Raw genomic sequence first — 21,954 nt, forward strand, 5'->3', positions numbered from 1 at the left:
ATGACGGTGAGACTCGATTCCGCCCTCATCGTCGGCGGCGGGCCGGCCGGTCTCGTCGCGGCCACCGCGCTGGCTCGGTCGGGCACCCGCGTACACGTCGTGGAGATCGAGCCGGAGCTGACCACGCGTGGCGTGGCGGTGAACATCCAGAACTCGCCGTTGCGCGCGCTGGCGACTCTCGGGGTGATCGACGAGGTCGTCGCCCACGGCCACACGACCGGCCGTGTCAACATGCTCACCGCGGACGGCACGCCGATCATGCCGCCGCTGGAACCTGAGTCTCTGGTGCCGGGCTACCCGGCCTCTGTCGAGCTGTACCGACAGACGCTGTCGCGCATCCTCGAGAGGACGGCGCTCGACGCCGGGGCGACCGTCCAGTACGGCACCACAGCGACGGCGCTGGAGGATGCCGGTGCAACGGTGCATGCGACGCTTTCCGACGGGACGCATGCCGACCATGACCTCGTCATCGGCGCCGACGGCATCCACTCCATGATCCGCGACCTCGTCTTCGGCGACGATGCACCACGTCCGCTCTACAGCGGCCAGTGCATCTGGCGTGCCGAAGCCGAGCGCGGCGATGTGCCCGAGCTCATGATGCTCCACGGCCCGCACGGCAAGCTCGGCATGCTGCCACTGAGCGACACGCGGATGTACGTCTACCTGCTCAAGGCGTTCGAGACGGTGCCCACGCGGGACCAGATCGGAGACGTGGATGCCGGTCTGCGCGCCGCGCTGGCCGAATACACCGGGCCGGCGACCGGGGTCGCCGACCGCCTCCTCCCCTGCGCCGACTTCCGTGCGCTCACGAGCATGCTCCTCCCCCACCCGTGGTATCGCGGGCGCGTGCTGCTGATCGGCGACGCCGCCCACGCCACCACTCCGCACCTGGCCTACGGCCTGGGGCTCGCCGTCGAGGACGGCGTCGTCCTGGCCGAGATCCTCTCCGCTGCCGACACGCTTGCGCAGGCCCTGGCCGCCTTCATGGCACGTCGGTTCGAGCGTTGCCGGCTCGTCGTCGAGAACTCCCGCCAGATCTCCGAGTGGGAGCAGCACCCGCCGCCAGACCCGCGTCTGCAGGGCCGCCTCATGGGCGAGTCGATGATCACACTCACACAGCTGCCCTGACCTCAGCGCCCGGACCGATCGCGGCCGTCGCGCCGTCGTCGGCCGGGCGTCACTCCGACGGCGTCAACAGCACCATGCGCGCGACCGCCGGCATCCGTTCGTCCGGTGGCGGGCCGAGGGCGCCTGCTTCGCGAAATTCACCGCCGAAGGCGATATCCCACGAGATCGCTTCGAACACCATGCCGAACACGCTCCGCACGGCGCTGTCGGGGTCGGCGTGCGGGTAGTCGACTGCGCGATCGAGCAGACGCGTCGTGAACGCATCGGCCATCCGGCGGATCGCTCGGGCCCCCGACGCGCGCATGACGGGGTCAACGGCCGCACGCAGCACTATCGCGCGCACGATCTCAGCGCGTGTTCTGATGTGATCGGCCAGCAGGCGCACGGCTCGCTCGATGAGCGCCGGTGTGGCCAGCGCGTCCCACGCCGGGCCCGGTGAGTACATCGCGGTGACGGCCTCGACCATTTCGGTCATGACGTGGTCGTGGATGGCGCGCACGAGAGCGTCCTTGTTCTCGAAACGCGTGTACACGGCACCCGTGGAGCTCGACGCCCGCCGGCAGACCTCCGCGATCGTGAGCCCGTCGTAACCCCCGGCGGCGAAGACGGCAGCACCCGCGTCGAGCACCCGCTCGAGAGTGCGTTGCGACCGTGCCTGACGAGGCGGCCGCACGCCCGAGGACTCCTGCATGGTCTCAGTTTCGCAGGGCGTCCGCCTGGTCACACCCGATACCTCACATCACCGGAACAGGGTTCAGACTCTGGATTCTGTTTCATAGGCTCAGGCCACGGCATCCCCCGCCGTTCCACGTCGAAGGAGACAGTCATGAGCCAGAGCCTTGAGTCGTTGCTGCAGGAGGCCGGCGGGCCGCTGAACCTGTTGCGTGCGCACAAGTTCGACCGGCCCGATGCGAAGCCGGAGTACCGGCCTCAGCAGATCGTTCCCGTGCTGCCGCAGGAGTTCTCACTGTGGGAACGGGAGACCCGCTCCTGGCGTGAGAGCGTGGCGTTGTTCGACCAGACGCATCACATGTCGGGACTGTTCTTGGAAGGGCCGGATGCCCGCCGCCTGCTGTCCGACCTCGCGATCAACGACTTCGCAAGCTCTCGGCCCGGCGTCGCACGCCAGATCGTCTGTGTCAACGACGACGGCGACCTCATCGGCGACAGCATCGTCTTTCACCTCGACGACGAACGCTTCTCCACCTACGGCTCCGGTTTCGTGCAGAACTGGCTGATGTACCACGCGCAAACGGGCGGTTACGACGTGCACGCCGAATTCGACGCGAAGGCGCCGGTGTATCCGAACGGCTTCGCCAACACGCGACCCGACTGCCGCTACCAGATTCAGGGGCCTCTCGCCGGTGCCCTCATCGAAAAGCTCAACGGCGGTCCGCTCGGCGACGTGAAGTTCTTCCACATGACCGAGATCACAATCGGCGGACACCGTTGCCGAGCGCTGCGCCACGGCATGGCCGGGGCGGCCGGCCTGGAGGTCTGGGGGCCCTACGAGCACCGGGAGCAGATTCGGGATGCCATCATCGAGGCCGGCCGTGAGTTCGGGCTTCAGGTGGTCGGTGGTATGGCCTACCTCATCGGCGCCATTGAATCGGGGTGGTACCAGGCGGTTCTCCCCGCCATCTACACCGCACCGGCGCTCCGCGGCTACCGCGAGTGGCTGCCGGCAGGCGAGGGCGAGGGGATGATCCGGTTGGCGGGAAGCCAGGAGTGCCCGCGCATCGAGGACTACCACCGCACACCGTTCGACCTCGACTATGGCAAGCTCATCCGCTTCGAACATGAGTTCATCGGTCGCGATGCGCTGCGACGGCGACAGGAGGAGCCCGCGCTGCGCAAGGTCACGCTGCAGTGGAACCCGCAAGACGCGGCATCCCTCTTCTCCGAGATGCTCACTCCGGACGGCCGCAATGTCCGCTTCCTCCACCTTCCGGCGATGTGCGACAAGCTCGACAAGCACTACGACACCCTCACCCTCGACGGACGCTCGGTCGGGAACTCCGCCTACACGGCGTACACCGCAAATGAGCGGTCGATCCTGTCGCTGGCGCTCGTCGACGACAGCGTGCAGATCGGCGACGAGGTAGTCATCGGATGGGGCGAGGCCGGCGGCGGCTACGGAGCGAATGTGACGCCGGCCACCGACATCTTCGAGATCCGCGCGACGGTCAGCCCGGCGCCGTTCGCCCGCGTGGCCCGGGAGGAGTATCGCGCCGGGTGATCGCCGTGGGGCGGCGCTCGCCGACGCGGCAGAGAACAGGCATGACCACCGGGAGGGGCTACCGCATCAGAGCCCGGAAGAGCCGTCCTGTGCGTTGGGGTCCGGCTCGCCTGCCCCGGCACGCTCGCGCAGCTGCGCGATCATCCATTGCAGTCCGGGGTCGGCGTCCCTGATCGCGTGCCAGGAGAGGTAGTGCGCGATGGGGACCTCGCCGAAGGGCGGTTCGAGAACAGTGATGCGGTCGGTCCACGGTCCGTCCTGCGCGAGGCGTTCGGGCGCGATGGCGACCAGATCGGTGTCCGCGACAAGATGCAGAGCCGTCGCGGGGCTCTCGACCTCGACCCGCGGATGGATCTCATGCCCGCGGCGCAGCAGCGCCTGGCGAAGCCTGCCGTCGATGTCGGCTCCGCACTCGCCGAGCACGAACTCGGCCTCTATGAAGTCAGGCCACTCCATCGCGCCTCGGCGGGAGAGCGGGTGCTCACGCCCGACGACGCAGACGAACCGGTCCTGGAAGATCAAGGCCGAACGACACTCGGGCAAACCCACGGTCGATGCGAGCACGAGATCGTGGTCGAGCCAGAGCCGCTGCGGCTCGGTCGGAACCGTCTGTCCATTGATCACGTCCACGCGGATCGCCGGGGCTCTCTGGACCACGGGAGACAGCACCGTGTGGAGCAGATGTGCGCCGTACCCCGCTGTGAAGATCGTGAACGATCGCGCGCTCTGCGCAGGGTCGAACACACGCGGGGACGCCCCCAGCAGCCGTTCGATCGAGGCTGTCGCCTCCTGCACGTGCGGCAGCAGCGCGCGAGCCAACGGCGTGGGTTCGTAGTCGCGACCGAAGCGGACCAGCAATTCGTCGCCGTAGTGGGTCCTCAGTCGGGAAAGGATGCCGCTCATGGCCGGCTGGCCCACACCCATCCGCTCCGCCGCCCGGGTCACATTGAGCTCTTCGAGCAGCGCACGCAGGGCGAAGAGCATGTTCACGTCCCGAGACGCGGGGAGCATCGTCGATGCGGACATGGATTCACCTCTCCGCCATGACTCTACCGTCGCGGCCCAGGCGCTTCCGATGATAGAACCCATCACGAGATGACTCCCCGGGGCCGTTGCGACCGCGATTAGCCTCGGATCAATCGCCGCGCCTCCCGATGCGGCCTGGTGATGCAAACCCGTCGTCGCTCGCGTCCGACACTGCTCGTTCGCGGCCGGGACACCGAACCATTGACGAAGGAGTCACCCATGGTAAAGCTCTCCGCGTTGGCCCGAGGCGCAGCCCTGGCGGTTGCCACGGTGCTGTTCGCCGGCACCGTCACGGCTTGCTCGACCGAGGGCGCCACCTCGCCCGAGGCCACCGGCAGCCGGGGTGACGTTCTCACGATCGCGGTGCGCCAGCCGGAGAGCCTCAACCCGGCACTCGTCGACAAGATGAACGTGCTCCCCCGTCTGGCCTACCAGTCCCTCCTCGGCGTCGACGACGACGGCGGGTACGTCGGCGTCCTCGCCGAATCCTTCGCGTGGGAGGGCGACACCTTCACCTCGCTGAAGATCGATCTGAAGACCGGGCTCACGTTCTCGGACGGGGATGCGCTGAATGCCGACGCCGTCGTCAAATCGTTCACATACTTCCAGTCTGCAAAAGGGCCGACGAGCGCCCTCTACAGCGATGTGTCCGTCGAGAAGGTCGACGACATGAGCGTGCGCTTCATCTCGAAGACTCCGAACCCCGACCTCGAATTCCTTCTCACGGACGTCGACTACGGCGGCACTGTCATCAGCCCGACAGGGGTCGACCATCCGGACTCGCTCGAGACCGAATCCCATGGCATCGGCCCGTACGTCTACGGCGACGTGAAGACCGGAGTGACGTACACGCTGAAGGCGAACCCCGACTTCTACGACCAATCAGCCATCCACTTCAAAAGCATCGACTTCCCCGTCCTCGCGACCGAGGCCGCACAGACCCAAGCGATCATGGGCGCACAGGCCGACATGACGTTCTCGACCGTGTCCGCCTCCTGGGCGGACACGGTCGCGGCGAACCCCGATCTCTCGATCACCGTCGCGGGGCCGGCATGGAACGGGCTCGAGCTGCTCGACACCCAGGGCAAAGTCGTGCCCGCGCTCGCCGACCAGCGGGTGCGGCAGGCCATCATGTACGCCGTTGACCGCAAGGCCATCACCGCCGCCGTCTACGGTCCCGATGCGCAGGCGAGAGTGCAGGCGGCGAACAGCACCTGGCTCGGCTTCGACAAGGGCCTCGAGTCGACCTATCCCTACGATCCCGACCGCGCACGCCAATTGCTTGACGAAGCCGGCTACTCCGACATCGTCATCCCCGTCGCCATCACCGCCGGCGATGTGGGAGAGACCTTGCTGCAGGCCATGTCGGGCTACCTCGAGAAGGTCGGGATCACCCTGGACATCAAGACCGCAACGGATGTCGGAGCGGTGATCGGCCTCGTCTACTCGGGAACCGTCGCGGGCATGGCGCTCCCCAATGCGCAGCGCAGCGTCTACCAATTCCTCTCGGACTTCTTCCTTCCCGATTCGGGCCTGAACCCGATGAAGCAGGAGCACCCCGAGCTTCAGGCCCTGCTCGACACCGCCCTGCACAGCAATTCACAGGCGGACTGGGCCGCGATCATCCGCTACCTGAACGACCAGGCCCTGACCATCCCGATCAGCAATGCGCCCGACATCTGGATCTCTCGGAGCACCGTCGATCTCTCCCGCGCCTACAACGCAAAGGCGGGGGTCTTCGACCTGACAAAGGTGACGGCGGCGCGCTGACGGCGCCCACCGTACTGAGCCCGCTTCCAGAAAGGATCGCCGATGCCACGACTTCTCGGTCGCACCGCCCTGCAGATCGTCGCGCTGCTGTTCATCGTCACGGCGCTGGTGTTCGCGCTGCAATCGCTGGTCCCAGGCGATGCAGCGCGTGCGATCCTCGGGTCGTCCGGAGATGAACAGCTCTATCTTCAGCTCCGCGAGAAGCTCGGCCTCGACACGCCGTTATGGCAGCAGTACCTCGGGTACTGGGGACAGGTCTTCCACGGCTCGCTCGGCACGACGCTGACCACAGGTGTGCCCGTGCTGCAGACGCTGATCGACCGTCTGCCGATCACGCTCTCGCTCGTCGTCCTGTCCGTCCTCGTGTCGGGCACCCTGGGCGTACTGCTCGGCGTCGCAGCCGCACGCGGTCGGCGCTGGACACGCACGCTCGCCGATGTCGCCTCGTTGGCCGGCACGGCGTTCCCGAACTTCTGGCTCGCCATCCTGCTCATCCTGGGCTTCGCCGTCGCGATCCCGCTGTTCCCCGCAACCGGGTACGCCGACTTCACCGACTCGCCCGCCGACTGGGCGCGCTCGCTCGTGCTGCCGGTGATCGCCCTCTCGGTCGGAGGCGTGGGCCTGATCGCCAAGACCACAAGGGACGGGATGCTGCGCGCCCTGCACAGCGATTTCGCTCGAACCCTGCGCGCCAACGGCGTCACGGAGCGTCGCGTCGTCTGGGCACACGCGTTGAAGAACAGCGCGCTGCTGGTCCTGCCCGCGCTCAGCGTCAGCTTCATCGCGTCCCTCGGCGGAGCCGTGCTCATCGAGAACGTGTTCGCGCTCAACGGACTGGGGAGCCTCGTCGTCAGTGCCGTCGCGGCGCACGAGATCTATCAGGTGCTGGGCGTCGCGATCCTGTTCACTGTGATCGTCGGCATCGTCAATCTGCTGGTGGACGTGATGCACGGGCTCTTCGATCCGCGACTCCGTGGAGGTGCCTCATGACACAGTCGTCGACGCTCACATTGCCGGTGGTGACCGAGCGGGCGAGTTCTCGCCTCTTCCTGTGGCGCCTGTACCGCCGGCCGATCGCGATCGCCAGCTCTGCGGTGCTTCTGGTCATCGTCGTGACGTGCGCCTGCGCGCCCTTCTTCCCGCTGGCTGATCCCTTGGCCCAGGATCTGTCGGCGGTTCTGCAGTTACCCAGTGCCGCCCATCTTCTCGGCACCGACGCCCTCGGCCGGGATGTGCTCAGCCGGCTTCTCTCCGGGGGCATGCTCACGCTCTCAGCAGTGCTGGTCGCTCTCATCGTTGCAGGCGTCATCGGCCCCCTCCTCGGCATCTTCGCCGGCTATTTCGGAGGAATCGTCGACCGGCTCATCTCCGGGGCGATCGCCACCATGCTCACGATTCCGGTCATCATCATTCTGCTGGCCGTGCTTGCCGTGTTCCCGACCAACATCGATGCGGCGATGATCACGCTCGGCGTGCTCGGCGCCGCCCCGATAGCGCTCGTCGTGCGGACCGCGACGCGCTCGATCAAGCAGGACTCCTTCATCGCCGCGGCTGAGCTGGCGGGGGTCAGTGATCTGCGTATCATCCTCCGCCACGTCCTCCCCCGCCTCACCGGCGTGCTGATCGTCCAGCTGGCCCTCTTCGCGTGTGTCGCGCTCGTCATGCAGGGCGGCCTGGCATACCTGGGGCTGGGCATTCCGCAGCCCCAGCCCAGCTGGGGTGGAGGGATCGCCGAGGCGCAGAAGGTGATCTTCCGCTCACAGTGGCTGTTCGTGCCGTACGGCGGCATCCTCGCCGTCACGATCCTCTCCATCGCGCTGCTCGGCGATGCCGCACGCGACACGGCGGCCGAGCTCTCCACCATGGAGCAGCGCCTCCCACGCCGCCGCGCCACGCCGCGGCAGAAGGTCCCGCTCGTTGCGGCCACCGCCGCATCGACGTCGCACCCGCCCGTGCGCAACTCGCTGCTCACCGTCCGCGACCTTTCGGTGGGCTTCGACGGCCGCCCGGAACCGGTCGTCTGCGATGTCAGTCTCGAGGTCTTACCCGGCGAGGTCGTCGGGGTGGTCGGGGAGTCCGGCAGCGGCAAGAGCACTCTGATGGTCGCCTTGCTGGGGCTCCTCCCCGGGTCGGCCCGCGTGATCGGCGGATCTGCCATGCTCGGCGACCGGGAGCTGCTCTCGCTCGACGACCGCAGGATGCGGAAGGTGCTGGGACGCGAGATCGGGCTGATCGCTCAGGATCCCATGGCTGCGCTGGACCCTGCCTTCACGGTGGGCACGCTCATGGACGAGATCGTCCGCGGTCACGGGGTGCCGCGTCGAGCGGCGCGCGAGCGCACGCTGGATCTGCTCGCCGAGGTCGCACTCCCGGACCCGGAGCGCGTCTGCCGGCTCTACCCGCACGAGCTCTCTGGCGGGATGGCGCAGCGGGTGTGCATCGCGATGGCAGTGTCAGGTCGGCCACAGGTGCTCATCGCGGATGAGGCGACCACCGCCCTCGACGTCACCGTCCAGGCGCACATCCTCCACCTGCTCCGGCAGTTGGCCCAGACGAAGGGTATGGGGGTCCTGCTCGTGACGCACAACCTCGGCGTCGTCGCGGACATCTGCGACCGCGTCGAGGTGATGCGGGACGGCCGCGTCGTGGAGAGCGGCACCGTCGACCACGTCTTCTACGACAGTACGGTGCCTTATGTCGCCGAGCTGCTGGCTGCGACCCCTTCGCTCGTCCCGCTCGAATCGTCACCGACCGATCGCGAACCGCTGGAGGCCTCGTGAACCCGCTTCTGGAACTCGAAGGACTGTGCGTCGACTACGGCCGGGGGCGCCACGCCCGCCGTGTCGTCGATGACGTATCGCTGACGATAGACAGCGGTGAGACCCTGGCGCTCGTCGGCGAGTCGGGCTCGGGCAAGACCACGATCGGGCGCGCCGTGCTCGGGATGATCCGGCCCGCTTCCGGCCGGGTACGCATCGACGGCGTCGACCTGGCCATCCGGTCGTTGCGGGAGCGGCGACGCTGGGCCGGCACGATGCAGGCGATCTTCCAGGATCCTTACCGATCGCTCAACCCCTCGCTCAGGGTCGGCGTGTCGATCGGCGAACCGCTCTCGGTGAGCTCGGGGGTCTCCGCCCGCGAACGGGCGCGCGTCGTCGCCGACGTCGTGGAGCGGGTGGGGCTGCCGCCCGACACCCGGGCGCGGTTCCCGGTCAGCTTCTCCGGCGGGCAACGGCAGAGGATCGGCATCGCGCGGGCGTTGTCCGTGCGCCCCAGGCTCATCGTCTGCGACGAGCCCACCAGCGCGCTCGACGTGTCGACTCAGCGTCAGGTGTTGGATCTGCTCGCCGAAATCCAGCAGCAGACCTCTGTCGGCTATCTGTTCATCAGCCACGACCTCGCGGTCGTGCGGTCGTTCGCCGATCGCGTCGCGGTGCTGCAGAGCGGCCGGATCGTCGAGATCGGCTCCGCCCGCCAGGTCTGTGAGGATCCACAGCACGCCTATACGAAGGCTCTCGTGGCGGCGGCTCCGGTACCGGATCCGCGGATCCAACGGCGGCGGCGGATCGAAGCCGCGGCGTGAGCGCCGTCCGACACAGGGGCGATCGGTGACGATCCTGCTGCTCAGCCGCCCAGTCCCGATGCCGTGACCGCGTCTCGTACCAGCCCAACGAGCCAGGCGATGGCCGGATCCGTCTTCTTGGAGGGATGCCAGTGCGCCGCCTCGATCAGCGGCACCCTCCGAAGCGGAGTCTCGGCGATCACCAGGTGGCGTCGCCGCGCCGTCATCTCGACGAGCCGGCGGGGCACGACTCCCAGGAAATCGCTGCCCGCGACGACATCGGGGATCGCCTGATCCGATGCCGCATTGATGGCGATCCTCGGGATGTCGGAGATCCCCTGGAACATCTGTTGGACGAGGGGCGGGATCGTCTGCCCGCCGGTGCCCGACACCAACCGCATCGAGGAGATCGCCGCCAGATCAAGCCGCCCGTCGCGCAGGGCGGGATGATCAGCGGCCACGACGACGACCAGCTCGTCCTCGAACAGGATCTTCCGCGGGCCCGTGACGTGCCCGCCGATGTGGGCCAGCACGATGTCGCGACTGAACAGCGTGTCGAGCGTGAAGCCGTCTGCATCCAATGACGTCATGCGCAGTCTCACCCCCGGCGCACGGCCGCGGACGAGGCGCGCCAGCGCCGCACCGAGTTGCGCCTGGGCGTATCCCGACGCCGAGATCCAGAACGTCCGGTCGCTCTGCCGCGGGTCGAAGTGGGGCCCGCCCTCGAGTGCCCGGTTGATCGAGCTCATCGCATCATGCACCAGGGGCAACAGCTCGCGAGCCAGCGGGGTCAGCTCGTGCTGGCCACCGGAGCGCACCAGAAGACGATCTCCGGTGATTCGGCGCAACCGTCTCAGCGCCGAGGTCGCGGTCGACTCGCCGACATGGAGGCGCGCAGCCACCCGGGGAACTGAGCGCTCCACCAACAACGCCTCCAACGCGACGACCAGGTTGCCGTCGACGCGGGTGTCAAGGCCGTCCGACATACCCCCTCGCCAAGCCGATCACTCGGACACGAGCAGTCCGGTGAGCAAAGCCTCGGCATTCCGGTCGAGGATGGCCACCTTCTGATCGCTGTCGAGATACTGCGATTCCGCCACGTACGATACCGCAGCTGTCGCCGACGAGCCGTCCCGGGGGAAGTCGCTGCCCAACATCAGGCGATCAGCGCCGAAGCGCTCGCTTGCAAGACGCAGCGCCTCGGGCTCCTCCAGCACGCTGGTGTCGTAGTAGAAGCGTCGCAGATTTCGAGGAAAACCACCGAGTTCGGCGTGGAGTTCGGGGTACTCCTGGCGCAGCCCATGATCGTAACGGCCCGCTAGGAACGGAAGAGCGCCGCCGAGCGTGGCGAGGATGATCTTGACGTTCGGATAGCGATCCAGCATGCCGGTGACGACCAGTCGGGCAGCGGTGATGGCGATCTCGGACGGGCTGACGAAATCGGGCCCGAGGTGGAACTGCTCCGCACCGGTGATGCTGCCGACGGAGGCACCGGGATGGATGTACACCACCGCCCCGCGACGGTCGAGTTCCTCCCACACCGGGGCGAGACGCGCGTCGTCGAGAGTGATGCCCTCGGCCGAGCAGCCCAGGTTGATGCCCAGGAACGACAGCTCGTCCAGGCAGCGTTCGATCTCGGCGAGGGTCTCGTCGACGTGCGGCAGCGGCACGGTGCCGAAGGCGTTGAGTCGAGTCGGGTGCTGCCGCATCAACTCGGAGAAGTCATCGTTCGACACCCGGGAGGCGATCACCGCCTTCTCCGCGTCCGGGAAGTAGGGCTGCCCACCGCCGAGACTCAGCACCTGGAGATCGACTCCTCCGGCGTCCATGTCCGCGATGCGCTCGGAGACGTCTTCGTCGTGCCGCCGCGTCGCCTCATCACGGGGCCGCAGCGTCTGCTCCTTCATCATCCGGTAGACCTCGATCTCCTCGAATGCTCCGAGCTGCGTGAGCGTCTCCATGAATCGGGGAGAACGGTAATGGGAATGGACGTCGATGCGCATGGCGCCTCCTTGGTCAGTGCCAACGGCTGGTGGGCAGGTCGGGAACGGGGATCGTGCGATGGAACGCGCGACGAAAGAACAGAAGCGGCGCGCTGGGGACCTCGTCCACGCGCAATCCGACCACGCGGGCCACCACGATGAGGTGGTCGCCCGCCACGTGCTCGGCCTGGATCTCGGCGTCCAACGCCGACACGCAACCGGCGACAGCCGCCCCTCCGGCCTCGGTCTCATCCCAGTCGATGCGTGAGAAGCGGGCGTCGGAACGCCCGGCGAGTCCGGCCACGATCTCGCGCTGATCGGCGGCGAGCACGCTTGCGGTGAAGCGGCCGGTCGCCGCGACCCGGCGCCAGGTGGACGACGAGCGCTTCGGCAGCACGGCCACCAGGGGCGGATCCTCGGAGACCATGGTGAGCGTGCCCATGACCATGGCAACCGGCGAACCCGACTCCCGCGACGCGACGACCGTCACCGCCGTCGCCAGTGCAGACATGGCCGCCTTGAACGGCTCCGCCTCGGTCGCCGTCATCACCGGTGACCAGGACGATCCGATACCAGTCCCAGCAGCGCGGCGCCGTGGGCTGCGTAGTTCTGGTCGCTCACGAGGATGTGCGCCTGCGCCGCCAACGCGTCGCGAAGGGTGCGTTCGAGAGCGTTCGGCATGTACAGCGCACGTCCGCCCCCACGCCGAAGTGCGAACCCCGCGCACTCGACGGCGAGCTCGGTGACGTAGGCGCCCAACGCCCGCAGTTGTAGCCAGAAGTCATTCGGAAGCGTCTCGGTCTCACAGCGTTCGACCTCTTCGAACATCTGGAACGCCATCCGCTCCGCCGCATCCACGGCGATGGTGAGCCTGCTGAACTCCGACTGCACGACCTCGCGGTCCCGCCACTTGTACGTCCCCTCGAGGTACCCCTCCCGCAGCGACCCCAAGGCATGGCGCGCGATGCCGATCGCGATGGCGATGTGCTCATCGGGGTCCGAGTGGGGAGTCGTGTTCGCCCAGGTGCGCCGTGGCTCGGCGGCGAGCAGGTGGGCATCTGGAACGAAAACCTTGTCGAGGGTGAAATCAGCGCTGCCTGTGCCCCGCAGACCGACAACGTTCCAGGACGAGGAGTTGACACGAACGTCGTGCTTGGGGACCGCGATCCCCAGAGGCTGCGCCGGGTCGCCGTCGACCAACGGATTGCACATGACCCAATCCGCCAGGTCGATCGCGCTGCAGAAGCTCCAGGTGCCGTCCACGATGTAGCCGCCTTCGACCCGCTCCGCCTGACCGCCCGATGCGATCACGCCGACTGCGATCGGCGCCTCGTTCTCAACGAACAGCTCGACGAACGTTTCCTCGGGCAGCGACCTGGCGAAGACCGCGGTCGCGTTGTTGGTGACCATGCTGCACCAAGCGGTCGCCGCGTCGATCTCCGCCAGCTCCCGCAGCACGCGCATCTGTTCGGACAGCGACAGCTCAAGCCCACCGACCGATCGGGGCAGCCGCATGTGCGGAGTGCCGGCCTCGCGAAGGATCTCCCTGGCGCGGGGGCCAGGATGTCGCAGTTCCTCCGATTCGGCGGCCGCCCCCAACAGCGCCTTGCGGTGCTCGCGGAGGAAGGCGAGAACGGGCTCCACCTTCGAATCGAGATCGGAGAGCGTCGATCCGCCCCACGCAGAAGCGCCGCCTGAACCGAGAGGTCCGTCCGTCTCAGGGCTCGGCCACGGGGAGCGCGGGCTCCGCTCGACATCCGGCTCGGTGTCGTGTGCGGTCGTCTGTCCAGCACCCATGTTCGATCAACCTCTCGCAGTAGGGGATATCAGCCAGTCAAGCAGCGCGCGAGGGGCTCGGCTGGGGGTTCTTCTTGATACGTTGCATCACGGTCTCGGGCGAGGTCGTGGTCGCACGGGATCGATCCAATCGGCCGCCAGTTCCCAGCGATCCTGGCCCTCGTAGCGGTACCACCGCACCGCCCGACTCCCGACGGCCGGATGGTCCGGATCGTCTCGGCGCGGGGTCGTGTCCGGCCCGAGGAAGACCGGACCCCGGAAACCGGCGAGGGCCTCCTCAGCGCGTCTCCGATCGATACCCTCAGCTGCGACGACAGGAGCCAGGACCCGCGCCAGGGTGATCACCGACCCGAACGCCGCCATCGAGGTGAGGAAGAGCGATTCCGGGGGCCGGCCGGGCAGGTACTCGGCGAGCGCGGCGCGATAGGCATCGACGTGACCGCTGGGATCGGGGGCACCCATCATCGGATCCGGACTCATGTATGTCCAGCGCGGGAAGTCTCCCAGTTCCGCACGGACCTTCTCGGTCAGGCCGAAGCCGATCGCGTAGACGGGTGTCTCGATACCCAGCGCCTTCAGAGCGCGGGCGGTGTGGATGACGGGATCGGGATGCGGCACGCCCAGCACGACAAGCGCATCGGCCGAGGCAGCCTGGCAGTCGACGAGTGCCCGTTCGACGCCGGCCTGCTCATACCAGCCCTTCGGCGAGCGGTCGAGCGCTCCGAAGTAGCCGACGCGGGCGACGCCGCCCCGAGCTTCGAGTGAGGACCGAAGATCCGCCTCGATCGGATCCGACACGCGGTCGAACGCGACCCTCGAGACACCGACCTCTCGGAACCCGAGCACCTCGGCGAGGTAGTGCCCGAACGCGAACTCTGCGCCGGCGGTTCCGGTCGTCATGCAGTAGGCATTCCGGGCAGCGGTGTCTTGCGCCCCGATGGGTGAGACCACCGCGACGGCCAGCTGATCCCCCAACATCCGATGGAGGGCCTCTGCCCCTTCGGGCAGATTGCCCTGCAGCACCAGGCAGACCTCGGCATCACCGGCCAGTTGGGCGGCTGCCGACTCGCTCTGCGCATCGGTACCGTCGACCAGACACCGGCGAACGACCACCGGGTGCCCGCCGATGCCGCCGAAGCGCTCATTCAGCAGACGCACCGCGGCCGCCATCGTCGCATCCACGTCATGCTCGGCGAAGGGCCCATCCCCGGCCGTGACCCACCCGAGCACCACCGGTTCGAGGTGCGGGTCCGCCTCACCGACGAGGTCAGTCTCCAGATAGTCGGCTACCGCGGCGAGCCGGGAGTCCGCGGACGGAGTCATGCGTTCGCTCGGTCCGTCGCCGGACGCGTCACGGCGCATGCTCTCGATCACTGCGCCGCTGCAATCTGCGTGACGTCGAAGATGCCGGCCTTGCTGTTGTAGGCTCCGCCGACGTCGACCGTGTCCCGCGAGATCCAGGCATCAGGGGTGTTGCTGATCGGGATCGTGAGAGCCTGCTCGTTGAGGTAGGCGATCACCGCCGTCCAGTCCTCCTTCGCGTTGCTCTGGCGCGCAGCCGTGTACAGCGCGAGCAGCCGGTCGTCGACCTGATGCAGGGGGTTGAGACCCGCGTTCTCGGTGAAGTACGAGTCGATGAGTTGCGCGACGCTGTACTGGCCGTTCGTCGGGAAGCTGGTGCCCGCTATGCTGCCGGAGTTGAGCAGGGTGATCAGCGCGGAGATGTCTGTCGTCGTCTTGATGTCGAGCGAGATGCCCACCTTGCGCAGATAGCCGTCCATGGCCTGTAAGAGCGTCTCACCGACATCTCCCGCCGCGACGGCGACCGGCAGCGTGAACCCCTTGGCATAGCCGGCCTCTTCCAGCAGCTTCTTGGCCTTCTCGAGGTCGTACCCATAGGTCGACTCCAGCGACGAATCGAATCCGAGCCAGCTCTCGTTCGCCGGCTGGACCCGCGGCGAGGCGTCGGACCCGTAGACCGCTTCGGTGATCGCCTTCCGATCGAGGGCGTACATGATCGCCTGGCGAACCTTCTGGTTCCCGAGCGCCGGCACCAGTTGCCCGGTCCGATCCAAGAGATTCAGCCCGGCCCAGGCCGGTGTCCCCAGTGTGAGCGTCAGCGAGGAGCTCGTCGTCACCGACGTCCAGGAGGCGGTGAGTGTTCCGCCATACGTGAGGTCGCACTGCCCGGCCATCAGCGACTGCGTCTGGGCTGCCTCCGTGTCGAGGATCGGGAGCACGATCTTGTCGAAATGGACGCGAGACGCGTCGAAGTACTTGTCGTTGGCGACGAGCTGGTACTCGACGCCGGCTTTCATCGTTCCGTACACATACGGGCCGATGCCGTGCGACTCGGTCTCGAGTGAACCCGGGTTGCTGACACCGGTGGGGCTGATGACCGAACCGCCGTAGTACACATTCGTCAGCATGAACGGAAGATCCGGGTTGGACGTCTCGGAGCGGAAACGAACGCTCATGTCTCCGGTCTTCTTCGCCGCGATCCCTCGGTAGAGGGACGCCTCCGGCCCCGCGGCTTTCTGGAAGTACGTGAAGGATTTCACCACCGCGTCGGCGTCGAGCGCATCGCCGTCCGAGAACAGCAGCCCGGGCTTCAGCGTCAGATCCACGGTGGTGAACGCGTCGTCGGCCCACTCGAACGAATCCGCCAGGACGCCGACGATCTTGCCCGCCGCGTCGAAGCCGAGCAGCCCGTCGTACACAAGCCGCTGCACCATGGCGACATGGTTCACCAGCGCGGGGTTGAGACTGTTCTGGGGGCGAGTACCGATGGTCATCCGGGCTGCACGGCCGGCCCTTTCCGTGGCAGCGCCCTTCGTCGTGCCCGGCGTGGTGCAGGCGGTCAGCATCAGCGTGCCGATCCCGAGGGCCGTGGCACCCAGCAGTGTGCGCCGTGTCATGACGGGACCGTTGTATCTGTCGGTGTGCATGGTGGACTCCTCTGTCGTCGCGGCCCGGGGCTGGGTCGCCCCCACGAGCCGGCTCCCGGCCGGCCTCATCCGATGACCAACAGGCTAGGTACCGGCATCGGCCGCTGCGGGGCTCTTTGATGATGCGAACCATCACGTGGAGGACTGGATGCGGCGGAGCCAGTGCGAAGCGCTCTTCTGATACCACCTATCGCCGCCAGCGGATGGACTCTTCCGCACATTGGATATTGGATATTCGTACCGAGATCGGCGGCGTCATACGCCGTCACCCTCCGACGAAGCAGGGAGACTTCATGAACGGATCACGACGGCGCGTGAGCACACTGCTCGCGCTCGCGGTGGCATCGACGATCGCACTCGCGGGATGCAGCGGTTCCGCCTCTCCAGACGCGGGCGCTTCGGGTGACTCCGCAGCGATGAAGGTCAGCGTGGGCGTCACTCCGATCCCCAACGCCGCGCCGCTGTATCTCGCGGAGAAGCTCGGCTACTTCACCGACGAGAACCTCGACGTCACACCACAGATCGTGGCTTCGGCCGGGGCTGCCGTTCCGCTGTTGCAGAGCGGCGACCTGCAGTTCGCCGAGGTCTCGTCCACTCCGACGATCACTGCCACGTCCAAGGGGCTCCCTCTGCGTGTCGTGTCCGGCGACGATCGCTACAACGACGATGCCTCCGCCACCGACGGCGCGGCGCTGGTCGCCGCCAAGGGGAGCGGACTGACGAAGATCTCGGAGTTGAACGGAAAGACAGTCGCGGTCGTCGGGCTGAAGTCCGGGCCCGAACTGGTGATGCGGGTCGCGATCGACCAAGCCGGCGGTGATGACAGCAAGGTCAAGTTCGTCGAGATCGCCTACCCTGACATGGTCTCTGCTCTGGAGTCCGGACGAGTGGATGCCGCGCTCATCACCGATCCGTTCCTTTCGCAGGCCAAAGAGAAGGGCCTCACCGTGATCAGCCAGCCGTACATCGACGCGATGCCCGGCAAGGCGGGAATCCTCTGGATCGGGAGCGGCAACTGGATCGACCAGAACCCCGAGGCGGCGGCCGCGTTCCAGCGGGCGATCACCAAAGCCGTCGACTACGCCGCGGAAAATCCCGACGCCGTCCGCGACATCATGTCCACGTACACCAAGTCGTCGAAGGAGGCCATCAAGGCCACGGTGCTGCCGGTCTTCGACTCGTCGATCACCGCGGACGACATGAAGTACTGGGCTGACACGATGCTCCAGTACGGGTTCATCGACACCGCATACGACCCTTCGGATCTGATCTGGAAGCCGTGACGCGATGACCACCACCGAGATCAGCGTGGGCAGGCGGGGAGCGACGCGTTCCCGACGCCCGCGCCCGGCGAGCACGGCCGCCGTACGCGTCCTGTCGAAGATCGGCTTCGTCGTTGCGGCGCTGCTGGTCTGGCAGATTGCGGCGGCGGCGGGTGACCTCGGTGCGGTGCCGACGCCGGTCGATGTCGGTGCCGCCATCCTGGTCGTCTTCATCAACGGCCAGGTCTGGGCGCCGCTGGGCGTGACGCTCGCTGCCGCGGCTCTCGCTTTCGCCGTCTCGACGGCTATCGGAGTCGCCGTCGGATTCCTGCTCGGTGCCAGCAACCTCGCCTACCGGCTCTCGGTGTTCGTGCTCGACTTCTGCCGCACCATCCCCGCGCTGGGGCTCATGCCGCTGATCGTCCTGGTCTTCGGCGCGAAGATGCAGGGCACGGTCGTCCTTGCGGTCATCGGCGCGGTGTGGGCCGTCCTGCTCCAGACGATCTATGGCGTTCGAGACGTCGATCCGGTGGCACGAGACTCCTTCCGGTCGTACCGCGTGCGGCGAATCGACGTCGTGTTCCGACTCATCCTCCCGAGCGCCGCGCCGTACATCGCCACCGGCCTCCGGCTCGCGGCTGCCGTCGCGCTGCTGATCACCCTCAGCGCCGAGATCATCATTCCTTCCCCGGGCATCGGGCAGGAGATCATGCTCGCGCAGAGCGGCGGGGCGATCCCCGAGATGTACGCGTACATCGTTCTCGCCGGTCTGCTGGGCGTCGCCATCAACGCCGTGTTCGTCGCTCTTGAGCACGTGGTCTTGGCGTGGCACCCGACGCACCGCGAGGAGTCCCGATGAAGCGCGTGGCCGCACACACCGGGCTGGCGATCGTCGTGCCCGTGCTTCTGATCGTGCTCTGGTGGTTCGGCAGCGCGGGCTCCACCAGCTTCTACTTCCCACCCCTGCAGAAGATCATGCAGGTGTTCACCAAGCTCTGGGTGTTCGACCTCATCCCCGTGCACGTCGTCCCCTCGCTCGAAGCCATTGGCATCGGATTGGGCGTGTCGATCGTCCTCGGGATCGGAATCGGTGTCGCACTGGGTCTCTCGCCGTTCCTGAGCAGCATGACCAGCCCCGTCCTGCAGTTCCTTCGGTACCTTCCCGCCGTGGCACTCCTCCCCTTGGCCATCCAGCTCATCGGGATCGGTATCTGGATGCGGGTGACCATCATCGTCCTCGGCGCGATCTGGCCGATCCTGTTGAACACCATGGACGGCGTGCGTGCACTGAACCCCTCTTACCGCGACGTTGCGAAGTCGACCCGGATCCGCCGACGCGATTGGATCTTCCGGATCGTCCTGCCGGCGGCGAGCCCGCAGATCTTCAGCGGTATCCGCGCAAGTCTCGCGGTCTCCGTGGTCCTCATGGTCGCGAGCGAACTGCTGGGCTCTTCGGCCGGAATCGGCTACTTCATCTTGGAGTCCCAGCGTCAGTTCTCCATCCCCGAGATGTGGTCCGGCATGGTTCTGCTCGGCATCATCGGGTACCTGTTGAATGTCATCTTCGCCATCATCGAGCACGGCGTGCTCGCGTGGCACCGAAAGTCGAGGGCGTGAAAGGAAGACATGTCTGACACCACCACCCCGATCCTCGCTGCGGAACACCTCAAGAAGAGCTTCGGCGCGAAGAACGTCCTCGCCGACATCACCTTCAGTGCTGCCGCGGCCGAGCTCGTCTGCATCGTCGGACCCTCCGGCGTGGGAAAGACCACGCTTCTGCGGTGCCTCGCACAGCTCGGCCCTGCCGACTCCGGACAGGTCCTCATCGACGGGCGCGCGGTGAACGGACCGCCCGCCGAGATGGCCGTCGTCTTCCAGGACTACAGCCGATCACTGATGCCGTGGATGCGCGTCGCGGCCAATGTCGAGCTTCCCCTGCGACGGATGAGGATGTCGCGAGCCGACCGTGCCGCGCGCGTCACCGAAGCGCTGACGGCCGTCGGGCTGCCAGATGCCGGCGAGCTGTACCCCTGGCAGATGTCGGGCGGGATGCAGCAGCGCGTTGCGATCGCGCGCGCGCTCGCTTACCGCCCTGAGGTCTTGATCATGGATGAGCCGTTCGCCTCGGTGGATGCCCAGACCCGCGCAGACCTCGAGGACCTGACGCTGTCGTTGCGCGATCGACTGGGCGTCACGATCGTCCTCGTCACGCACGACATCGATGAGGCCGTCTACCTGGCGGACAAGGTGGTGGTGCTCTCCGGAAGCCCCGCGCGGGTCGCGGCATCCGTCCCCGTCGTGCTGGGTCCGCACCGCGATCAACTCGCGACCAAGGCGGAGCCCGAGTTCCTGCGTCTGCGTGCAGAGATCCACGGCATGATCATGCGCTCGAAGGACAGCGCGCCGGCGGGAGCATCATGAGCGCAGCAGCCCGCCCGGGTTTCGGACGCGCCACCGATGAGGTCGCCCGCATTCTGCAAGGACGCATCATCGACGGCACCATGCCGCCCGGCTCACGGATCGACATCGAGGCGATCGCGGAGGAGTTCGGGATCAGCCGAACACCCGTGCGCGAAGCCATACTCCGTTTGGAGGGCCTGGGGCTGGCCGAGCGTCTGCCCTACCGCGGAGCCATCGTCTCAGCCGTCGATCCCGATCGCTTCGCGGAGGTCACCGCGCTGCGCATCGAACTCGAGGGCCTTGCCGCGCACCTCGGCGCCCCCCGGCTGAACGACGACGACCTCACCGAGATGCGCTCGATCCTCGACGAGATCGAGGCGCGCGGACGCGAGTCCGACTTCGCCCTGGGAACGTTCAACGAGCTCAACCACCGCTTCCATCACCTGATCACTCAGGCAGCCGGGGCGCCGGTGCTGGCCCGCCTCATCGAGATCCTCACGGCCGAAGCCGACCGCATGCGACTGCATTCGCGGTTCGACCACACCGCCTCGGCCCCGCACCACCGCGCGATCCTCGAGGCGTGCGAGAGGCATGATGGGCCGGCCGCCGGCGAACTCATGCGGCGCCACATCCTCGCCGCGCGCGCGTACACCGCCGACCGTTCCGACCCCGCCACCGGGATCCTGAGCACTGTGCTGCGGGAGACGGATCTCACTCTGACCGAGGAGCACTCGTGACCGACACCGGGTTCCACCCCGACACTCCCACACTCTTCCTCACGGACGAGGACGTGGCCGCTCTCGTCGACGAGGATGCTGCCATCGCCGCACTGCGCGCGGCCTACTCTCGACCTGACGAGCCCCGCCGCACGCCGGAGCGCGCCGTCGCGGTCACCGATGCCGGCTGGCAGAGGGTCATGCCGTCGGCTCCCGCCGGCGGCCGCTTCGCGGGGTCGAAGACCATCACCGCTTCCATCAGCAACGGCCTGGCGAGCTATCTGATCACGCTGTTCGACCAGAACGACTCGCGCCTGGCGGCCCTCATCGACGGCAACCGGATCACCGGCATCCGCACCGCCGCGACGGCCGCCGCCGCGCTCACAGCACTGCTGCCCCCGCAGCCGGTCACCGCCGCCGTCGTCGGCAGCGGGTTCGAGGCACGCGCGCAGCTGCGCGCGGCATCCCGCGTGGCCGACATCACGGCAGCACGAGTGTGGAGTCCGACACCGAAGAACCGAGAACGGTTCGCCGCCGATCTCGGCGCCGATCTCGGCATCCCGATCACCGCCACCGCCACCGCCGAGCAGGCGGTGCGCGGCGCCGATCTCGTGCTGTGCGCGGCGCGCTCTCGCGACGAGACGCCGACGGTGCGCGCCGAATGGGTGAGGGATGCCGCGACCGTCGTGTCCGTCGGCTCGACGACCCCCACGCAGCACGAACTGGATCCCGCTCTCATCGGCCGAGCCGCCCTCGTCGTCGCCGATGCACGAGAAGAGGTGCTGAACGATTCCGGCGACATGATCGCAGCGCGCCACGCCGGAATCGACCCCGACGCCGTCACGGTTTCGCTGCACGACCTGCTCGGCGGACAGGCCACGCGCCCCGATGAGGGAATCGCGATCTACAAGTCCACCGGCAGCGGCTTCCAAGACATCGTGCTGGCCGAGCTGCTCTACGAACGGGCCCTCGAACACGGCGTCGGCACGACGCTGCCGGTCGGCATCCTCACCATCCGCAAATGACTTCCGGTCGCTCCGCGAGGCGCCACGCGACGAAACGCCACAGCCTGCACGTCTCGACGCGATTCGCTCGCGGGGCGACCGGAACCACAGGAAAGGAAC

20 protein-coding genes are annotated in these 21,954 nt (G+C 67.4%); 12 read left to right on the forward strand and 8 right to left on the reverse strand.

Annotated elements, in window-relative coordinates; translation table 11 throughout:
- The first annotated feature begins 6 nt into the window (after positions 1-6).
- The gene (locus tag PU630_RS14640) at positions 7-1,128 is read left to right on the forward strand and encodes an FAD-dependent monooxygenase (RefSeq protein WP_275277792.1); all 1,122 of its coding nucleotides are present in this window, start codon (positions 7-9) and stop codon (positions 1,126-1,128) included.
- Between the two features lie 49 nt (positions 1,129-1,177).
- Here the strand turns inward: PU630_RS14640 and PU630_RS14645 are convergent, their stop codons facing one another.
- The gene (locus PU630_RS14645) at positions 1,178-1,819 is read right to left on the reverse strand and encodes a TetR/AcrR family transcriptional regulator (protein WP_275277793.1); all 642 of its coding nucleotides are present in this window, start codon (positions 1,817-1,819) and stop codon (positions 1,178-1,180) included.
- Between the two features lie 135 nt (positions 1,820-1,954).
- On the opposite strand from PU630_RS14645, the gene PU630_RS14650 reads away from it, so the two are divergent.
- Entirely contained in the window at positions 1,955-3,367 is a 1,413-nt protein-coding gene (locus tag PU630_RS14650; RefSeq protein ID WP_275277794.1) for an aminomethyl transferase family protein, read from the forward strand.
- 66 nt (positions 3,368-3,433) lie between these two features.
- Here the strand turns inward: PU630_RS14650 and PU630_RS14655 are convergent, their stop codons facing one another.
- The gene (locus PU630_RS14655) at positions 3,434-4,393 is read right to left on the reverse strand and encodes a LysR family transcriptional regulator (protein ID WP_275277795.1); all 960 of its coding nucleotides are present in this window, start codon (positions 4,391-4,393) and stop codon (positions 3,434-3,436) included.
- Positions 4,394-4,612: 219 nt separating this feature from the next.
- On the opposite strand from PU630_RS14655, the gene PU630_RS14660 reads away from it, so the two are divergent.
- The 4 genes from PU630_RS14660 to PU630_RS14675 are packed head-to-tail and all read left to right on the forward strand — an operon-like array spanning position 4,613 to position 9,746.
- A complete protein-coding gene (locus tag PU630_RS14660) occupies positions 4,613-6,163 on the forward strand; it encodes an ABC transporter substrate-binding protein (protein ID WP_275277796.1) in 1,551 nt (516 codons plus the stop codon).
- A gap of 42 nt (positions 6,164-6,205) precedes the next feature.
- On the forward strand, positions 6,206-7,153 hold the full coding sequence (locus PU630_RS14665; protein ID WP_275277797.1) for an ABC transporter permease: 948 nt from the start codon (positions 6,206-6,208) through the stop codon (positions 7,151-7,153).
- Complete coding sequence (locus tag PU630_RS14670; protein ID WP_275277798.1) at positions 7,150-8,943, forward strand: dipeptide/oligopeptide/nickel ABC transporter permease/ATP-binding protein; 1,794 nt, start codon at positions 7,150-7,152, stop codon at positions 8,941-8,943. Before PU630_RS14665 ends, PU630_RS14670 begins: the two co-directional genes overlap by 4 nt.
- Positions 8,940-9,746, forward strand: a complete 807-nt coding sequence (locus PU630_RS14675) for an ABC transporter ATP-binding protein (protein WP_275277799.1) — start codon at positions 8,940-8,942, stop codon at positions 9,744-9,746. The genes PU630_RS14670 and PU630_RS14675 overlap by 4 nt, the downstream gene beginning before the upstream one ends.
- Before the next feature lie 41 nt (positions 9,747-9,787).
- On the opposite strand, the gene PU630_RS14680 is transcribed toward PU630_RS14675, so the two are convergent.
- The 6 genes from PU630_RS14680 to PU630_RS14705 form a co-directional block, all read right to left on the reverse strand.
- Positions 9,788-10,711, reverse strand: a complete 924-nt coding sequence (locus tag PU630_RS14680; protein WP_275277800.1) for a LysR substrate-binding domain-containing protein — start codon at positions 10,709-10,711, stop codon at positions 9,788-9,790.
- A gap of 18 nt (positions 10,712-10,729) precedes the next feature.
- Complete coding sequence (locus tag PU630_RS14685) at positions 10,730-11,728, reverse strand: amidohydrolase family protein (protein WP_275277801.1); 999 nt, start codon at positions 11,726-11,728, stop codon at positions 10,730-10,732.
- 13 nt (positions 11,729-11,741) lie between these two features.
- Positions 11,742-12,254: a flavin reductase family protein gene (locus tag PU630_RS14690; protein WP_275277802.1), complete on the reverse strand. Its 513-nt coding sequence runs from the start codon at positions 12,252-12,254 to the stop codon at positions 11,742-11,744.
- A complete protein-coding gene (locus tag PU630_RS14695; protein ID WP_275277803.1) occupies positions 12,254-13,504 on the reverse strand; it encodes an acyl-CoA dehydrogenase family protein in 1,251 nt (416 codons plus the stop codon). Before PU630_RS14695 ends, PU630_RS14690 begins: the two co-directional genes overlap by 1 nt.
- Positions 13,505-13,591: 87 nt before the next feature.
- Entirely contained in the window at positions 13,592-14,827 is a 1,236-nt protein-coding gene (locus PU630_RS14700) for an ABC transporter substrate-binding protein (RefSeq protein WP_275277804.1), read from the reverse strand.
- 47 nt (positions 14,828-14,874) lie between these two features.
- Positions 14,875-16,452, reverse strand: coding sequence for an ABC transporter substrate-binding protein (locus PU630_RS14705; RefSeq protein ID WP_275277805.1), 1,578 nt, complete (start codon positions 16,450-16,452; stop codon positions 14,875-14,877).
- 293 nt (positions 16,453-16,745) lie between these two features.
- Between PU630_RS14705 and PU630_RS14710 the strand changes: the two genes are divergently transcribed.
- The 6 genes from PU630_RS14710 to PU630_RS14735 are packed head-to-tail and all read left to right on the forward strand — an operon-like array spanning position 16,746 to position 21,855.
- Positions 16,746-17,735, forward strand: a complete 990-nt coding sequence (locus PU630_RS14710; RefSeq protein ID WP_275277806.1) for an ABC transporter substrate-binding protein — start codon at positions 16,746-16,748, stop codon at positions 17,733-17,735.
- Between the two features lie 4 nt (positions 17,736-17,739).
- Positions 17,740-18,573 (forward strand): ABC transporter permease, encoded by an 834-nt coding sequence (locus tag PU630_RS14715; RefSeq protein WP_275277807.1) that lies wholly within the window; start codon positions 17,740-17,742, stop codon positions 18,571-18,573.
- Positions 18,570-19,331: an ABC transporter permease gene (locus PU630_RS14720; RefSeq protein WP_275277808.1), complete on the forward strand. Its 762-nt coding sequence runs from the start codon at positions 18,570-18,572 to the stop codon at positions 19,329-19,331. Before PU630_RS14715 ends, PU630_RS14720 begins: the two co-directional genes overlap by 4 nt.
- 9 nt (positions 19,332-19,340) lie before the next feature.
- On the forward strand, positions 19,341-20,135 hold the full coding sequence (locus tag PU630_RS14725) for an ABC transporter ATP-binding protein (protein ID WP_275277809.1): 795 nt from the start codon (positions 19,341-19,343) through the stop codon (positions 20,133-20,135).
- Positions 20,132-20,851, forward strand: coding sequence for a GntR family transcriptional regulator (locus tag PU630_RS14730; protein ID WP_275277810.1), 720 nt, complete (start codon positions 20,132-20,134; stop codon positions 20,849-20,851). Before PU630_RS14725 ends, PU630_RS14730 begins: the two co-directional genes overlap by 4 nt.
- On the forward strand, positions 20,848-21,855 hold the full coding sequence (locus PU630_RS14735) for an ornithine cyclodeaminase family protein (protein ID WP_275277811.1): 1,008 nt from the start codon (positions 20,848-20,850) through the stop codon (positions 21,853-21,855). Before PU630_RS14730 ends, PU630_RS14735 begins: the two co-directional genes overlap by 4 nt.
- Positions 21,856-21,954 lie beyond the last annotated feature (99 nt).

Source organism: Microbacterium horticulturae, from assembly GCF_029094505.1.
Classification (GTDB): Bacteria; Actinomycetota; Actinomycetes; order Actinomycetales; family Microbacteriaceae; genus Microbacterium; species Microbacterium horticulturae.

Excerpts from the sequence above, each read along its gene's own strand:
- PU630_RS14645 (WP_275277793.1), bottom strand. The coding sequence starts at position 1,819 with ATGCAGGAGTCCTCGGGCGTGCGGCCGCCTCGTCAGGCACGGTCGCAA.
- PU630_RS14650 (WP_275277794.1), top strand. The coding sequence starts at position 1,955 with ATGAGCCAGAGCCTTGAGTCGTTGCTGCAGGAGGCCGGCGGGCCGCTG.
- PU630_RS14655 (WP_275277795.1), bottom strand. The coding sequence starts at position 4,393 with ATGTCCGCATCGACGATGCTCCCCGCGTCTCGGGACGTGAACATGCTC.
- PU630_RS14660 (WP_275277796.1), top strand. The coding sequence starts at position 4,613 with ATGGTAAAGCTCTCCGCGTTGGCCCGAGGCGCAGCCCTGGCGGTTGCC.
- PU630_RS14665 (WP_275277797.1), top strand. The coding sequence starts at position 6,206 with ATGCCACGACTTCTCGGTCGCACCGCCCTGCAGATCGTCGCGCTGCTG.
- PU630_RS14670 (WP_275277798.1), top strand. The coding sequence starts at position 7,150 with ATGACACAGTCGTCGACGCTCACATTGCCGGTGGTGACCGAGCGGGCG.
- PU630_RS14680 (WP_275277800.1), bottom strand. The coding sequence starts at position 10,711 with ATGTCGGACGGCCTTGACACCCGCGTCGACGGCAACCTGGTCGTCGCG.
- PU630_RS14685 (WP_275277801.1), bottom strand. The coding sequence starts at position 11,728 with ATGCGCATCGACGTCCATTCCCATTACCGTTCTCCCCGATTCATGGAG.
- PU630_RS14690 (WP_275277802.1), bottom strand. The coding sequence starts at position 12,254 with ATGACGGCGACCGAGGCGGAGCCGTTCAAGGCGGCCATGTCTGCACTG.
- PU630_RS14695 (WP_275277803.1), bottom strand. The coding sequence starts at position 13,504 with ATGGGTGCTGGACAGACGACCGCACACGACACCGAGCCGGATGTCGAG.
- PU630_RS14700 (WP_275277804.1), bottom strand. The coding sequence starts at position 14,827 with ATGACTCCGTCCGCGGACTCCCGGCTCGCCGCGGTAGCCGACTATCTG.
- PU630_RS14705 (WP_275277805.1), bottom strand. The coding sequence starts at position 16,452 with ATGCACACCGACAGATACAACGGTCCCGTCATGACACGGCGCACACTG.
- PU630_RS14710 (WP_275277806.1), top strand. The coding sequence starts at position 16,746 with ATGAACGGATCACGACGGCGCGTGAGCACACTGCTCGCGCTCGCGGTG.
- PU630_RS14715 (WP_275277807.1), top strand. The coding sequence starts at position 17,740 with ATGACCACCACCGAGATCAGCGTGGGCAGGCGGGGAGCGACGCGTTCC.
- PU630_RS14720 (WP_275277808.1), top strand. The coding sequence starts at position 18,570 with ATGAAGCGCGTGGCCGCACACACCGGGCTGGCGATCGTCGTGCCCGTG.
- PU630_RS14725 (WP_275277809.1), top strand. The coding sequence starts at position 19,341 with ATGTCTGACACCACCACCCCGATCCTCGCTGCGGAACACCTCAAGAAG.
- PU630_RS14730 (WP_275277810.1), top strand. The coding sequence starts at position 20,132 with ATGAGCGCAGCAGCCCGCCCGGGTTTCGGACGCGCCACCGATGAGGTC.